General features: G+C 70.3%; 16 protein-coding genes. 5 read left to right on the forward strand and 11 right to left on the reverse strand.

The window, feature by feature from the left end:
• Nucleotides 1-52: 52 nt before the first annotated feature.
• Nucleotides 53-1627: a transglycosylase SLT domain-containing protein gene (locus WS96_RS26040; protein WP_059836524.1), complete on the reverse strand. Its 1575-nt coding sequence runs from the start codon at nucleotides 1625-1627 to the stop codon at nucleotides 53-55.
• A gap of 151 nt (nucleotides 1628-1778) precedes the next feature.
• Nucleotides 1779-2585, reverse strand: coding sequence for a hydroxyacylglutathione hydrolase (gene gloB, locus WS96_RS26045; protein WP_059836526.1), 807 nt, complete (start codon nucleotides 2583-2585; stop codon nucleotides 1779-1781).
• 18 nt (nucleotides 2586-2603) lie between these two features.
• On the opposite strand from gloB, the gene WS96_RS26050 reads away from it, so the two are divergent.
• The 3 genes from WS96_RS26050 to dnaQ are packed head-to-tail and all read left to right on the forward strand — an operon-like array spanning nucleotide 2604 to nucleotide 4650.
• On the forward strand, nucleotides 2604-3416 hold the full coding sequence (locus WS96_RS26050) for a class I SAM-dependent methyltransferase (protein WP_059836528.1): 813 nt from the start codon (nucleotides 2604-2606) through the stop codon (nucleotides 3414-3416).
• Nucleotides 3413-3856: a ribonuclease HI gene (rnhA, locus tag WS96_RS26055; RefSeq protein ID WP_034206943.1), complete on the forward strand. Its 444-nt coding sequence runs from the start codon at nucleotides 3413-3415 to the stop codon at nucleotides 3854-3856. Before WS96_RS26050 ends, rnhA begins: the two co-directional genes overlap by 4 nt.
• Nucleotides 3857-3906: 50 nt before the next feature.
• On the forward strand, nucleotides 3907-4650 hold the full coding sequence (dnaQ, locus tag WS96_RS26060) for a DNA polymerase III subunit epsilon (protein ID WP_059836530.1): 744 nt from the start codon (nucleotides 3907-3909) through the stop codon (nucleotides 4648-4650).
• A gap of 29 nt (nucleotides 4651-4679) precedes the next feature.
• Here the strand turns inward: dnaQ and WS96_RS26065 are convergent, their stop codons facing one another.
• Nucleotides 4680-5012, reverse strand: coding sequence for a YnfA family protein (locus WS96_RS26065; protein ID WP_011545077.1), 333 nt, complete (start codon nucleotides 5010-5012; stop codon nucleotides 4680-4682).
• A 535-nt stretch (nucleotides 5013-5547) separates the two neighbouring features.
• Between WS96_RS26065 and proP the strand changes: the two genes are divergently transcribed.
• On the forward strand, nucleotides 5548-7038 hold the full coding sequence (gene proP / locus WS96_RS26070) for a glycine betaine/L-proline transporter ProP (protein WP_059836532.1): 1491 nt from the start codon (nucleotides 5548-5550) through the stop codon (nucleotides 7036-7038).
• Nucleotides 7039-7147: 109 nt separating this feature from the next.
• On the opposite strand, the gene WS96_RS26075 is transcribed toward proP, so the two are convergent.
• Together WS96_RS26075 and WS96_RS26080 are read right to left on the reverse strand one after the other, a co-directional pair.
• Nucleotides 7148-7345, reverse strand: coding sequence for a hypothetical protein (locus tag WS96_RS26075; RefSeq protein WP_034207872.1), 198 nt, complete (start codon nucleotides 7343-7345; stop codon nucleotides 7148-7150).
• A 175-nt stretch (nucleotides 7346-7520) separates the two neighbouring features.
• Nucleotides 7521-8150 carry a glutathione S-transferase family protein gene (locus tag WS96_RS26080; protein ID WP_059836534.1) on the reverse strand — a complete coding sequence of 210 codons (630 nt, stop codon included), beginning with the start codon at nucleotides 8148-8150 and terminating at the stop codon, nucleotides 7521-7523.
• A 210-nt stretch (nucleotides 8151-8360) separates the two neighbouring features.
• Between WS96_RS26080 and WS96_RS26085 the strand changes: the two genes are divergently transcribed.
• Nucleotides 8361-9578: a polyhydroxyalkanoate depolymerase gene (locus WS96_RS26085; RefSeq protein WP_059836536.1), complete on the forward strand. Its 1218-nt coding sequence runs from the start codon at nucleotides 8361-8363 to the stop codon at nucleotides 9576-9578.
• Between the two features lie 7 nt (nucleotides 9579-9585).
• On the opposite strand, the gene WS96_RS26090 is transcribed toward WS96_RS26085, so the two are convergent.
• The 6 genes from WS96_RS26090 to mdcE all read right to left on the reverse strand — a co-directional run bounded on the left by WS96_RS26090 (nucleotide 9586) and on the right by mdcE (nucleotide 14150).
• Nucleotides 9586-10233 carry a phosphoribosyltransferase gene (locus WS96_RS26090; protein ID WP_059836968.1) on the reverse strand — a complete coding sequence of 216 codons (648 nt, stop codon included), beginning with the start codon at nucleotides 10231-10233 and terminating at the stop codon, nucleotides 9586-9588.
• 124 nt (nucleotides 10234-10357) lie between these two features.
• Entirely contained in the window at nucleotides 10358-10879 is a 522-nt protein-coding gene (locus WS96_RS26095; RefSeq protein WP_059836538.1) for a phospholipase D-like domain-containing protein, read from the reverse strand.
• Nucleotides 10880-10995: 116 nt separating this feature from the next.
• Complete coding sequence (locus WS96_RS26100) at nucleotides 10996-11928, reverse strand: acyltransferase domain-containing protein (protein ID WP_059836540.1); 933 nt, start codon at nucleotides 11926-11928, stop codon at nucleotides 10996-10998.
• Nucleotides 11925-12791: a triphosphoribosyl-dephospho-CoA synthase MdcB gene (mdcB, locus tag WS96_RS26105; RefSeq protein ID WP_059836542.1), complete on the reverse strand. Its 867-nt coding sequence runs from the start codon at nucleotides 12789-12791 to the stop codon at nucleotides 11925-11927. The genes WS96_RS26100 and mdcB overlap by 4 nt, the downstream gene beginning before the upstream one ends.
• Entirely contained in the window at nucleotides 12788-13456 is a 669-nt protein-coding gene (mdcG, locus tag WS96_RS26110; RefSeq protein WP_059836544.1) for a malonate decarboxylase holo-[acyl-carrier-protein] synthase, read from the reverse strand. Before mdcG ends, mdcB begins: the two co-directional genes overlap by 4 nt.
• Nucleotides 13443-14150, reverse strand: a complete 708-nt coding sequence (gene mdcE, locus WS96_RS26115; RefSeq protein ID WP_059836546.1) for a biotin-independent malonate decarboxylase subunit gamma — start codon at nucleotides 14148-14150, stop codon at nucleotides 13443-13445. Before mdcE ends, mdcG begins: the two co-directional genes overlap by 14 nt.
• Between the last annotated feature and the right edge of the window lie 66 nt (nucleotides 14151-14216).

The raw sequence follows: 14216 nt of genomic DNA on the forward strand, positions 1-14216 counted from the left end.
AGCGCAATCGGGCGGGCGTGACCGGCCGCCACGCTGTGCGCACCCGCCGCGCTTACTTCTTCTTGCCCTTGTGCGCGGCGGTCTTGGCCGGCGCGGCTTTCGCGGGGGCGGCCTTCGCCGGCTTCGCCGACGACTTGGCGGCGCCGCGCTTGCCGCCGTGCGACTTGCCGCCCACCGCCAGGCTCGCGCGCTCGATGTGCGCACCGCCCGTCGACGTCGCGATCCGTTCCGGACCGGGCTCCGCCGGCACCGCACGACCGACCGGCACGTGCAGCACGAGCGCCTGGCCCGGCATCGCGAGATCGCGGTGCGTACGGTTCCACGCCTTCAACTGACCGACCGACACGCCGTAGCGGCCGGCGATCGCCGCCATCGACTGCTTGCGGCGCACGCGGATCAGCATCTTGCGCGTATCGGGAACGTCCGGCTCCATCGCGAGCGCGCCGTTTTCGGCGACGTCGGCGCTGATGTCCTCGTCGTCGTCGTCGCCGCGCGGCACGACGATCGTCGAGCCCGGCTTCAGGCGCATGCCGGCCGGAATCTTGTTGACCGACATCAGCGTATCGGCGTCGACGCCGATCTTCTCGGCGATCGCGGCCGGGCGCGCACGCTCGCTGACCGTGTAGGTGGTCCACGACGACAGCTGGCCGCTGTAGGCTTTCAGGCTCTTCTCGAACGCGGACGCGTTGTCGAACGGCAGCAGGATCTGCGGCTCGGTCGCGCCGAGGATCACCGGCTTCGAGAACGACGGGTTCAGCGAGCGGAACTCGTCGAGCGGCAGGTTCGCGAGCTTCGCGGCCACCGCGACGTCGATGTCGCGCGACGTCGTGACCGTCACGAAATACGGGTGGTTCGGGATATCGGGCAGCGTCAGGCCGTACTGCTGCGGGCTCGCGATGATGTTCTTCACCGCCTGCAGCTTCGGCACGTAGTTGCGCGTCTCGTTCGGCATCCGCAGGCTCTGGTAGTCGGTCGGCAGGCCGGCCGCCTGGTTGCGCGCGATCGCGCGCTGCACGTTGCCCTCGCCCCAGTTGTACGCGGCCAGCGCCAGATACCAGTCGCCGAACATGTCGTGCAGGCGGGACAGGTAGTCGAGCGCGGCGCTCGTCGAGGCGAGCACGTCACGACGCTCGTCCTGCCACATGTTGCGCTTCAGGTTGTACGTGCGGCCGGTGCCGGGCATGAACTGCCACATGCCGGCCGCTTTCGCGACCGACAGCGCCTGCGGGTTGTACGCGGACTCGATGAACGGCAGCAGCGCGAGCTCGGTCGGCATGTGACGCGCCTCGAGCTCCTCGACGATGTGATACAGGTACTTCTGCGAACGCTCGGTCATGCGCTGCACGTAATCGGGCCGCTGCGTGTACCAGGTCGTCTGCATGTCGACGAGATCGCTCTGCAGGTCGGGCATCTGGAAGCCGCGACGGATGCGCGCCCAGAGATCGGAGTCTGCACTGGTCAGGTCGCCGACGGATTGCTTGTCGATGTCGACAGTTTCTTTGGCGGTGGCTGATTTACGGAGGTAGTTGGACGTCGCCTGCGAATCGGCGGCGTTGTTGGCGACAGGGGGCTGGCTCGCACACGCGGCGAGGAGTAGCACCACCATCGCACTCAATATAAGTCGCATGAAAATCTCGGCTTCCGACGGCTGGAAATTGCAGGCGATACTACGGAAGTGCGTGCTTCACGTCAATAAAAACACCGAAAACTCAGCGAAATCCTACATTTGGAGCAATTTTTACAGACACCGCTTGAGCTTTGGAGTCCTCCGGAAAACGTCATCCAAACCGGTTTTTCCATTCGCGCATCAGCGTGAACGCCGCCAGACGATCCGTCACCGTTTCGTGCAGCTCGGCCTCGAGCGTCGCATGGATCGCCGCGCTGTCTGCCCGCATGAACGGGTTAACGGCACGCTCGTGCGCGATCGTAGTGGGCAGCGTCGGCACGCCGCGCGCGCGCAGCGCCTGCGCATCGTCGCGCCACGCCGCGAGCGCCGCATTGCCGGGCTCGCACGCGAGCGCGAAGCGGATGTTCGACAGCGTGTATTCGTGTGCACAATGCACGCGGGTGTCGCCCGGCAGCGCCGCGAGCGCGTCGAGCGACGCGAGCATCTGCGCGGGCGTGCCTTCGAACAGGCGGCCGCAGCCGCAGGAGAACAGCGTGTCGCCGCAGAACACGTGCGGCACCGCGTTGCCCTGCCCGGCCCGCTGGAAATACGCGATATGGCCGCGCGTATGACCCGGCACGTCGAGCACGTCGAATGCGACGGCCGGTGCGTCGAGCGTCACGCGATCGCCGCCCGAAAGCGGCCGCGTGACCACGTCGATCGCTTCGGCCGCGGGGCCGTAAACGGCGAGCGGAGCATCGGCCGGTTGGCTATTGCGCAGCGCCTCGACACCGCCGACGTGGTCGGCGTGGTGGTGCGTGAGTAAAATAGCGGTCAACCGCCAGCCTCGTTCGGCAAGAACCCGGCGTACGGGCGCGGCTTCACCCGGGTCGACGGCGATCGCATCGCAGCCGTCCGAGACGAGCCAGATATAGTTGTCTTCGAATGCCGGAACCGGCACGTATTCCAGCTCGTTCATGGGCGCGCAATCATCGTTATGTCTGACCGTCAAATTATAGACTGGCCCGCCTGGACCGACTCGCCGCCCGGCCGCTACGTGCTGGGCTGGGAGCAGGCGCAGCTCGACCGGATCGTGTCCGACGTCTTCGGCTTCCACGCGCTGCAGCTCGGCTTGCCGCAGCTCGACGCGCTGCGCGAGAACCGCATGCCGTATCGCGGCCTGGTGCTCGATCCGGCGAGCGGCGCGAGCGCGCCGTATCAGTATCCGCGGGCGCCCGAAACGCACACGGCGGCCCACGCGCCTGCCGATCGCAGCACGACCTGGTGCGATCTGCTCGACCTGCCGTTCGAGTCGCAGAGCGTCGACCTGATCGTGATGCCGCACACGCTCGAATTCACGTCCGATCCGCACCGCCTGCTGCGCGAGGCCGAGCGCGTGCTGATGCCGGAAGGCCAGCTCGTGATCACCGGCTTCAACTCGCTCAGCCTGTGGGGCATGCGGCAGTCGTTCGGGCGCATGGCGAACCGCCCGTTCGTGCCGGCCACGCGCGACCAGATCGCGTTCATCCGGCTCAAGGACTGGATCAAGCTGCTCGGCTTCGACCTCGAACGCGGCCGCTTCGGCTGCTACCGGCCGCCGCTCGCCACCGATCAGTGGCTGGCCCGCTACGGCTTCATGGAGGCCGCCGGCGACCGCTGGTGGCCGATCTTCGGCGCCGTCTACATGGTGACGGCCGTCAAGCGCGTGCGCGGCATGCGTCTCGTCGGCCAGATCAGGATGAAGAAGCCCGTGCTCGCACCGGGCCTGACGCCGGCGGCCTCCCCGACCACCCACCAAGAACGTTCATGACAACCGACACCATCGATATCTATACCGACGGCGCCTGCAAGGGCAACCCCGGCCCCGGCGGCTGGGGCGCGCTGCTGCGCTACGGCACCCAAGAAAAGGAACTGTTCGGCGGCGAGCCGAACACGACCAACAACCGCATGGAGCTGATGGGCGTGATCGCCGCGCTCGAGGCGCTCAAGCGGCCGTGCCGGGTGATCGTGCATACCGACTCGCAATACGTGCAGAAAGGCATCAGCGAGTGGATCCACGGGTGGAAGAAGAAAGGCTGGGTCACCGCGGCGAAGACGCCCGTGAAGAACGCCGACCTGTGGAAGCGGCTCGATGCGCTCGTCGTGCAGCACGACGTCGAATGGCGTTGGGTGAAGGGCCACGCGGGCCACCCCGAAAACGAACGCGCCGACGCGCTCGCGAATCGCGGCGTCGAATCGCTCGCGGCCTGAATCCGGGCCGCCCTCCTCTCTTTCCCGATTTATCCGCCGATTTATCCGACATGCGCCAGATCATTCTCGATACCGAAACCACCGGCCTGAACGCCCGCACGGGCGACCGCCTGATCGAAATCGGCTGCGTCGAGCTGCTGAACCGCCGGCTCACCGGCAACAACCTGCACATCTACGTGAACCCCGAGCGCGACAGCGATCCGGGCGCACTGGCCGTGCACGGCCTCACGACCGAGTTCCTCAGCGACAAGCCGAAGTTCGCGGAAGTCGTCGACCAGATCCGCGACTTCGTGAAGGGCGCCGAGCTGATCATCCACAACGCGCCGTTCGACCTCGGCTTCCTCGACGCCGAATTCGCGCGGCTCGGCCTGCCGCCGTTCACCGAGCATTGCGGCGGCGTGATCGACACGCTGGTGCAGGCCAAGCAGATGTTCCCCGGCAAGCGCAATTCGCTCGACGCGCTGTGCGACCGCTTCGGCATCAGCAACGCGCACCGCACGCTGCACGGCGCACTGCTCGACTCGGAGCTGCTCGCCGAGGTGTATCTCGCGATGACGCGCGGCCAGGACAGCCTCGTGATCGACATGCTCGACGACACGGGCGCCGACGGCGGTGCGGCGAACGGCCAGCGCGTGTCGCTTGCGGCGCTCGATCTGCCGGTCATCGCGGCAAGCGACGACGAGTTGGCCGCGCACCGGACGCAGCTCGACGAACTCGACAAGTCGGTCAAGGGCGCCTGCGTGTGGCGCCAATCCACCGACGCGCAAGCAGCGGACGCCGCGCAAGCCGCCTGACGCGGCACCCGCCGCGCGTGCGGCCGCGCCTACGCGCGCGGCTGCAGCGCGATCACCGCCATCCCGCCGAGCGCGAGCACCGCGCCGGCCACGTCCCAGCGGGTCAGCGCGACGCCGTCGACCACCCGCAGCCAGATCAGCGCCACCGCGATGTACACGCCGCCGTACGCGGCGTAAGTGCGCCCCGCCGCGCTCGGGTGCAGCGTCAGCAGCCACGCGAACAGCGCGAGCGACAGGGCGGCCGGCACCAGCAGCCAGGCCGGGCGCCCGGCCTTCAGCACGAGCCACGGCAGATAGCAGCCGACGATTTCGGCCAGCGCGGTAGCGGCGAACAGCGCCGCGATCCTCATCAGTTCGGTCATCCGGTTCCTCGCGAATTCAGCCCCGTCGCGACGGGCGGCGCGACGGCGCCGCGCGCCGCCGATCATACCCGAGCGGGCCGCGCCGGCGCCCCCGCCAGACGGGCGAGCCCGGTCAATTTGCACGATCGTCCGTCATCGTGCTATCATGTCGCCTGTTTCAACATTCAATCTCTGTCTTTTCGATTTTGAGAGAAGTCCGTCCGCCCAATGCGGGCCGGTGCCTCGATCGAAATTGCATCCACAGGAAAGCCCGCCCGACAGGCCCGCTTTTCTCGTTTCGTTGCCCCTCCGGGGCGTTGCCGGAACGCCGGACCCTCGTCCGCACCGGCATCTGCCGCCTGCATCACGCGGCCCATTCTTCATGAGCGCACTGTCGCGACGGCCCATCGGGCCCGCGTCGAAGCAGCCCCTTGGCCCTTTGCTGCCTTGCGCAGCCAGTGCTTGATGGTCTGCCCCGACGCGCAGCACACGACCCCGCGCTCGCCGGCAAACCGTGTCGGACGGCCTGCCCGTTCCGGCGCTGTCAAAGGAGTGCATGACCTTGACCGCAACACACGTCAGCCCGACCGCTGTCTCTTCCCCCGCTTCGTCGTCCGCCGAAGCCCCGCTCGCCGTGGACGACATCACCGTCGTCGACCAGAGCCTGCTCAAGCGCGCCGTCAGCGCGATGGCCATCGGCAATGCGATGGAATGGTTCGACTTCGGTGTCTACAGCTATATCGCCGTCACGCTCGGCAAGGTGTTCTTCCCGTCCAGCAGCCCGTCCGCGCAGTTGCTCGCCACCTTCGGCACGTTCGCGGCCGCGTTCCTCGTGCGCCCGCTCGGCGGCATGGTGTTCGGCCCGCTCGGCGACCGCATCGGCCGCCAGCGCGTGCTCGCCGCCACGATGATCATGATGGCCGTCGGCACCTTCGCGATCGGCCTGATCCCCAGCTACGCGTCCATCGGCATCATGGCGCCCGTGCTGCTGCTCGTCGCCCGCCTCGTGCAGGGCTTCTCGACCGGCGGCGAATACGGCGGCGCCGCCACCTTCATCGCCGAGTTCTCGACCGACAAGCGCCGCGGCTTCATGGGCAGCTTCCTCGAATTCGGCACGCTGATCGGCTATGTGCTGGGCGCGGGCGTCGTCGCGCTGCTCACCGCGTCGCTGTCGCAGGAAGCGCTGCTGTCGTGGGGCTGGCGCGTGCCGTTCCTGATCGCCGGCCCGCTCGGCCTGATCGGGCTCTACATCCGGATGAAGCTCGAGGAAACGCCCGCGTTCAAGCGCCAGGCCGAACAGCGCGAAGCGCAGGACAAGGCCGTGCCGAAAGCGCGCTTTCGCGAGACGCTGCTGCGCAACTGGCGTGCGCTGCTGCTGTGCGTCGGCCTCGTGCTGATCTTCAACGTGACCGATTACATGGTGCTGTCGTACCTGCCGAGCTTCATGTCGTCGACGCTGCATTTCGACGAATCGCACAGCCTCGTGCTGGTGCTGCTCGTGATGGTGCTGATGATGCCGATGACGCTGTACGCCGGCCGCCTGTCGGACAAGATCGGCCGCAAGCCGGTGATGCTCGCCGGCTGCGTCGGCCTGCTGGTGCTGTCGATCCCGTCGCTGATGCTGATCCATGCGGGCACCACGGCGTCGGTGTTCGGCGGCCTGCTGATCCTCGGCGTGCTGCTGTCGTGCTTCACCGGCGTGATGCCGTCGGCGCTGCCCGCGCTGTTCCCGACCGAGATCCGTTACGGCGCGCTCGCGATCGGCTTCAACGTGTCGGTGTCGCTGTTCGGCGGCACGACGCCCCTCGTCACCGCGTGGCTCGTCGACGTGACGCACAACCTGATGATGCCCGCGTACTACATGATGGGCGCCGCGCTGATCGGCATCGTGTCGGTCGTCGCGCTCGCCGAAACCGCGCGCCAGCCGCTGAAGGGCTCGCCGCCGGCCGTCGCCACGCGCCGCGAAGCGCACCAGCTCGCGCGCCAGTTGCGCGAGGAAAACGACGAATCGGACCTCTACGGCGTCGCGACGCCCGCACGCGCATGAGCGTCGCTCAATGAAAAAGCCCCGGCCGAAGCCGGGGCCCGATCGAACCCGATCCGCCCGACGGCTTGCGCCGGCCGGGCTTTTTTTCATCCGCGCGCCGCGCACGTGCTCATGCGTGCGCTTCGCAGTGACGGCAGAAGATCAGCGCGCGCGAGCGCGACACGGCCGCCTGCGCGCCGCGCGCCGCGACGATCAGCCCGACCTGGCCGAGATTGAAATCGCGCTCGACCATCAGCTGCGCCAGCGCGGCAAGCGGCAGCACGACGGACGGGTGGTACAGACTCGATTCGATCAGGGCTTTCATCATCGGCTCCATCTGGCAACGCGTAATTCGATGGAGTGGATTCTAGGGATCGGTCGCCTCCGGATAAACAGCGCGAATGCGAAGTCACTTGTCAGCCGTCGAGAACAATCGGCAGCGACTGGCCGGACACGAGCCGGCGGCGTCCAACGTCGGTATGCGACGGCCCGGCGCGCGAACCCTAGACGAGCGGCGTTTCGACGAAGGCCGGCAGCGCTTCCGCCCGCGCGGAATGCGCGGCGAGCGCCGGATAACGGGCCGGATCGATCCGCGCGAGCACCGGGTAGTCGGCGGCCATGAATTGCGTGAAGCGCCACGCCACCGCGACCGTCACGTCGGACTGCAGCAGCCGCGCGCCGCCGAACCAGCCGTTGGTGGCCGCGACCAGCGGCTCCAGTGCGCCGTATGCGGCTTCGAGCTGGCTCAGCACGCGTTCGACCCACGGTTCGTGCTGCTTGTCCGACGGCCGCAGCGCCTGCTCGTAGACGACCTGCACGGTCTTCTCGGCGGCGGCCAGCGCGAACCCGATCGGCACCAGCGCGCGCAGCCGGGCATCGACGGCGTCGGGCAGCAGGCGCCGCTCGGGCGCAACGAGGTGGTCGAGATAGTCGACGATCAGCGACGAATCGATCAGCGTCGCGCCGCCGTCGGTCACGAGCGTCGGCGCCTTGACGACCGGGTTGATCGTCCTGAACTGCTCGACATGACGAAACACCGAGATCGACTCGTGTTCGAACGGCAGGTCGAGCAGCTTCGCCGAGATGGCGACGCGGCGCACGAACGGGGAATCCAGCATGCCGATCAGCTTCATCGCAAACGCTCCGCTTCGAGGAAATGGAACCGACGACTGTAGCAGCGTCGCGCGGCAGCGCCTAGCGCCTGTTCACGCCAACAGCGGGCTTGCGCTGGCCCTCGCGTGCCCGTGCGCTCGCCCCCATCGGCCGGCCGCGCATCGGGCTCGCACTGCCCGTCCACTGTGACCATAATGCAGGTTCACGCTCCTTCCGCCCCAGGGTCCGCCATGTGGTACGCCGTCGTCGAGCAGCAGCGGGAATGGATGCGCGCATGGCGCGCGGCGACGCGATACGCGTTCGATGCGTGGCCCGCGGCGTCGCTGCCGCATGCCGCGTCGTCGTGCTACGACGACCTGTTCGAACCGCTGCTCGGGCCGCAGGCCGCGCCGCCGGGCTTCGACCTCGCGTGGCCGGACGTCGGCGAGCAGGTCGTCGCGCACACGCCGTTTTGCGACTTGCGGCGCTTCGCGCACGCCGATGCGCGCCGCACGGTGCTGCTGTGCGCGCCGCTCGTCGGGCACGCGGCCGTGATGATGCGGGAAACCGCCGAAACGCTGCTCGCCGATGGCGACGTCTGCGTGACCGACTGGCGCAATGCGCGCGACGTGCCGCTCGCGGCAGGCCGTTTCGGGCTCGACGAGTACGTCGCGATGCTCGACGGCTTCGTCGGCACCCTCCAGCGCGACGATCGGCCGCTGCACGTCGTCGCCGTGTGCCAGGCGACCGTACCGGCGCTCGGCGCGCTCGCGCTGCGCGCCGCACGCGGCCTCGCGCCGCCCGCGAGCATCACGCTGATCGGCGGCCCGCTCGACGCGCGGCTGAACCCCAGCGCGCTCGGCGCCGCGGCCGCCGCCCATTCGCTCGACTGGTGCCGGCGCCACCTGATCGACATCGTGCCGCCCGGCTTCGCGGGGCACGGCCGCGCCGTGTTCCCGACCTATCTGCAGCAGGGCGAGATCGCGCTCCTGTATCCGCAACGCTTTCTGACGCTGATCGAAACCTACGCGCTGGCGGCGTCGCGTTTCGACATGAGCGGGCTTGCCGACGCCCGGCGGGCGCTGCGCGAATACACGGCGCTGCTCGACATGCCGGCCGACTATTTTCTCGACACGGTCGACGTCGTGTTCCAGCGCATGCTGCTCGCGACCGGCGCGTGGCGCGTGCGCGGCCGGCGCGTCGACCCCGCCGCGCTGCGCGACGTCGCGCTGCTGACCGTCGAAGGCGCCCGCGACGCGGTCACGGGCGCCGGGCAGACGCATGCGGCGCTCGCCCTGTGCAGCGGCCTGTCGGCCGACGAGCGCCATCGCGTCGACATCGACGATTGCGATCACTATGGGCTGTTTACGGGGCCACGCTGGCACGGCAACGTCCATCCGGCGCTGCAGCGCGTGTTCGCGCTGGCGGAAGCCGGCCGAGCGCGCCCGCGCCGGAGCCGTCGGACGTGACGCCGCGTCAGGGGCGCGCCGCGTCGAGCAGCGCGCGCACCTCGTCGTCGCTCGTCTGCTCGAAGCGCGCGTAGAACTGGCTGATCCCGAAGAACCGCAGCGGCTGCGACACCGTGACGAACGCGTCGGCCAGACCGTCGAACGCGTGCGCCGCACCCGCCGGCGCGACCGGCACCGCCGCGACGATGCGCGCCGGGTGGCGCTCGCGCAGCGCCTGCAGCGCGACGCGCATCGACGCGCCGGTCGCGACACCGTCGTCGACGACGATCGCGATGCGTCCGTCCACCGCCTGCGGCGGCACCGCGCCGCGGTACAGCGCCTCGCGGCGTTGCAGTTCGGCCGTCTCGCGCGCGATCACGTCGGCGAGTTGCGCATCGGAGACGTCCATCGAACGGATCACCGAGCGTTGCAGATGCATCGCGCCGCCCGTCGCGATCGCGCCCATCGCGAGTTCGGGGTCGAACGGCACGCCGAGCTTGCGCACGACCAGCACGTCGAGGGGCGCGCGCAGCGCGCACGCGACCGGATACGCGACGGGCACGCCGCCGCGCGGCAACGCGAGCACGACCACATCGCTTCGCCCTGCGTATTCGCGCAACGCGTCGGCCAGTTGGCGGCCCGCGTCGGCGCGATCGGCAAAACCGCTTTCGGTCACGATCGACTCCCTGCCGTTGCGCCGCGTGCGCGCCACCCGCGCCGGCGCCTGTCAACGAGGATGGTGCATCGCTCGCGCCGATGCAAGCAGGGTCACACCGGCGCGCGACGTGCAGGGGGAAGGGTCAGAGGCCGCCGGCCTGCCGGTACAGCCGCCAGAACGACTGGGCGTAGGACTGCGCGAGTTCGGGCGCGCGCCGGAACACGTTCACCGTGTCGGCGTGCTCGGCCGCGCCGTCGGACAACGTCGTCAGCGCGACGCTGTCGTCGACGATCGCGAAGCGCGACGCGGGGCCGCCGCCCCGGGAGTCGATCGCGACGTCGATGCCCGCGGATTTCAGATAGCCGGCGCCGCTGTACCTGCCCGCACGCGGCGGGCGCACCAGCACGACGCGCACTTCGATCCCGCGCGCGCGGGCCGAGCGCAGCGCGCTCGCGACAGCCGGCGGCACCTGCGTATAGCCGGCCAGCAGCACGCGGCGCTGCGCCTGTTCGATCAGATCGACGGTCGCGTCGGCCGCCGCGTTGTCATACGAAAAGTACGTGCCGACCGATGCGGCGTCGGACGGAATGTGGCTGGCGTGGACGCTCGCCGCGCAGCAGAACGCGGCGAGAAAGAAGGCGGCTGGTCTCATGGCGGGCGCCATTGTAGCGACGCCATTTCGCGTGGCAAGGGGCGGCGGCGACGCTGCTGCGCCGGCGCAACACACAGTGCGAAACAGGTGCCCGGCGACCGGGTTTCAGCCGGGTTTCGCCGTGCCGATCAGCCGGCCGCGACGCGCGCGAGCCAGCTCGCCACGCCTTCGACGGAACGGAAATCCGCGAGGCTGCGCGCCGGCAACGCGGGATACGCGCCGGCGGCCATCTCGGCCAGCGCGCGGCCGGGGCCGAGTTCGAGAAACGCGGTTGCGCCGGCCTCCACGCACGCGGCAAGACAGGCCGCCCACTCGACCGGCTCGGCGATCTGCCGCGCGAGCTTGTCGAGGCCCATGTCGACCTCGAGCACCGACGCGCCGTCGATCCCCGAAAACAGCCGCGTGCCGGGCAACGGCCGACGCACGGGTGTCGTGGCCAGCGTCGCGCGGAATGCGGGTACGGCCGCCGCGAGCCGGCGCGTGTGCGACGCGATCCGCACGCAGACGGGCGCGACGCGCAGCGCGCCGGCACGGGTCGCATCGTCGGCCACGGCATCGACATCGGCGCGCCGCCCCGCGACCACGAACGCATCGCCGGGATTCGCGATCGCGATGGCCGCGTCGCGACCGTCGCACAGCCGCGCGAGTTGCGGGCGCGTCAGGCCGCGCACGAACACCATCCGCTCGTCGCCGCCGCTCGCGGCATCCATTTCGCGTGCCCGCGCGGCGGCCAGTTCGAGTGCATCGTGCGGGTCGATCATCCCCGCGACGCTCCACGAGCCGACCTCGCCGACGCTGTAGCCCGCGACGCAACGCCGGCGCGGCCACACCGCGTCGAGCAGCGCCGCCGCTGCGAGCGCCTGGACCGTGCAGAGAATCTGCGCGGCGCGGTTTTCCCGCAACGCGTCGGGCCCGGCCTGCCGGACCCACGCACGTGGATCGTTGCCGAGCAGCCGGCCCGCATGCGCGAACAGTGCGTCGGCCTGCGGCGCCGACCCGGTCAGGTCGAACATGTCGGCGCGTTGCGCACCCTGCCCCGAGCACAGGATGGCCAGCGTCATCGCGCGTCCCCTTCGGCTTCGAGCGCATCGACGAACACGCTCATCGCGAGCAGATCGGCCGCGCCGCCCGGGCTCAGCCGACGCGCGACGAACGCACGATGCGCGGCCGCCGCGCGCAGCCGCCAGTCGGGCGTGCGCACGCCGCCGCGCGCGACGAACGCGCGGGCGGTCGCACGGGCGAAATCGAGGCCGTCCCGGCCGCCCCGATGCAGCAGATTCGTGTCGTCGAGCACGGCGATCAACGCGAAGCACGCGGCAACCCGCGCGGCTTCCGGATCGTCCGGCAGGTCGCGCCGTGCGCGGCGCAGCGCGGGCAGCCCGACCGCATACACGGACGGGAAACCGTCGGCGGCCTCGCGACGCGCTCCGCCGACACCGTAGCGGCGGCTGGCGCACTCGCCGTGGCTGTCCGGCAGACGCGGGCCGCCGAGGATCTCGACGCCCCAGCGACCGGCCACGAGCGCACCGAGCGTGGTGCCGGCCGGCACCGCGCCCGGCCGCGCGCGCCGGCCGGCGGCCGCGCACAGCAGCCCGAGCCCGAAGATCGCGCCGCGATGCGTATTGACGCCGCCGGTCGCGGCGAGCATCGCGTGTTCGGCTCGCAGGCCGATCTTGCGCAGCACGGTCATGTCCGCGTCGCGCGCGCCCGCGTCGGCGAGTTCCGCGAAGTGCGGCCGCAGCACGGCCGCGCTGCGCGCGAACGTCGCCGCATCCATGTCCGCGTGACTGCCGGTGTCGACGTGACTGACGAGGCCCGGCTTCGGATAGGTCTCGATCTCGAGCACGAGGCTGTGCTCGGCCAGCGCGGCGATGCGCTCGGCATCGGACGGCGTCGCCAAGCGGCAGGCACCGCGGGCGCTCATCGCGTGCCTCCGGCGAATGCGTCGGCGCGCATCAGTTCGACGGCCAGCGCGGTCTTCACCGCGACTTCGGGCAACCGCGCGTGCAGTTCGCGCCAGTTGACGCCCGCGCCGTCGTCGCGCAGCAGCTCGCCGTCGATGCGCATCGGCGCGCGCGCGTCGATCGCCGCGAGACCGTCGAGCAACGGCGCGAGCGACGCGGGGTCGGGCAGCGGAAATACGACGTCGAGATCGGATGACGCGCTCAGGTAAGGCTCTCCCGTCAGCGCCTGCCAGGCGAGGCTGCCGAACACGCGGCCCTGCACGCCGCAGCGCGCGCCGAGCGCATCGAGCTCGCGCAACGGCGCGTGCCATGCCGCGGGCGCGGCGGCGCGCACGTCCGTCAACATCGGCAGCGGACCGACCGTCGCGAGCGCGTCGGCGGACACGTTCAGCGCGATGCGCCGCTTGCCTGCCGACGGCGGCAGCGGCAGGCCGAGCGGCACGCGGCCGGCATCGGCTTCATCCGGCGACGCGCGACGCACGATCAGCGGCCAGCCGCGTGCGGCCCATGCGCGTACGAGCGGGTCGCCCGCGAGCGCGGGGTCGCGGGCGAATGCCGCGCCCCACCCGCCCGCCGTCAGCGTGACGAGCGTATGGCGGCGCAGCGGCAGCTCAGCGTGCGGCACGCGCGAGTGCCTCGACGCGGGCGGCGACGTCGGTCGCGACCGGCCGGCCGCGCGCCGCGCGCCGGTCGATGCGCTCGACCGGCTTGCCGAGCCATTCGCCGACCTGCGCGTCGAGCGCGCGGGACGGATCGAGCACGGCGTCGACGGCGCCCATCTTCACGAGATTGTCGAGCCCCGGCGCGAACACCGGCGTCGAACGCGCCATCTCCTTCAGCACGTCGATCGGCAGCTTGGTCACGCGCGACATCGACGGCAGATCCATCACCTCCGGCTCGGCGCCCGGCACCGCGAGCAGCGTGCGCGTCGCGAGCGCGGTGGCGATGAATGCGCCGGCGGCCGTGTGGCCGTACAGCACGCCGATCGTCCGGTGCCCGGCGAGATCCGCGTGCATCAGGCACTTCGCGAGATGCGACAGCCCTTCGTTCAGGCCGAGCAATTCGTCGCGCTTGCTCATCCGCTGGCTGTCGCTGTCGACCAGCACGAGGATCGGCGTGTCGCCGCCGCGCGCGACCGTATCGAGCACGTGCGACGCGAGCGTCAGCGCCTCGTCGATGCCGAACGGCAAACGCTCGGCAACGCCGATCACGTCGACGCGCACGCCGGCCAGTTCCGCGTGGCCCGTCAGCAGGCCGCCGTTGCGCGCAATCGCGTGGCCCGCGGGAAACAGCGCGTTCAGTACTTCATCGAGCGTCATGCTGCCTCCCGCCGGGCCGCCCCAAGGGAAGCAGGCGCCCCCTCGGGGCGCAGCGAACGAAGTGAG

The organism is Burkholderia sp. MSMB1835 (assembly GCF_001526365.1).
In the GTDB taxonomy this organism is placed as follows: Bacteria; Pseudomonadota; Gammaproteobacteria; order Burkholderiales; family Burkholderiaceae; genus Burkholderia.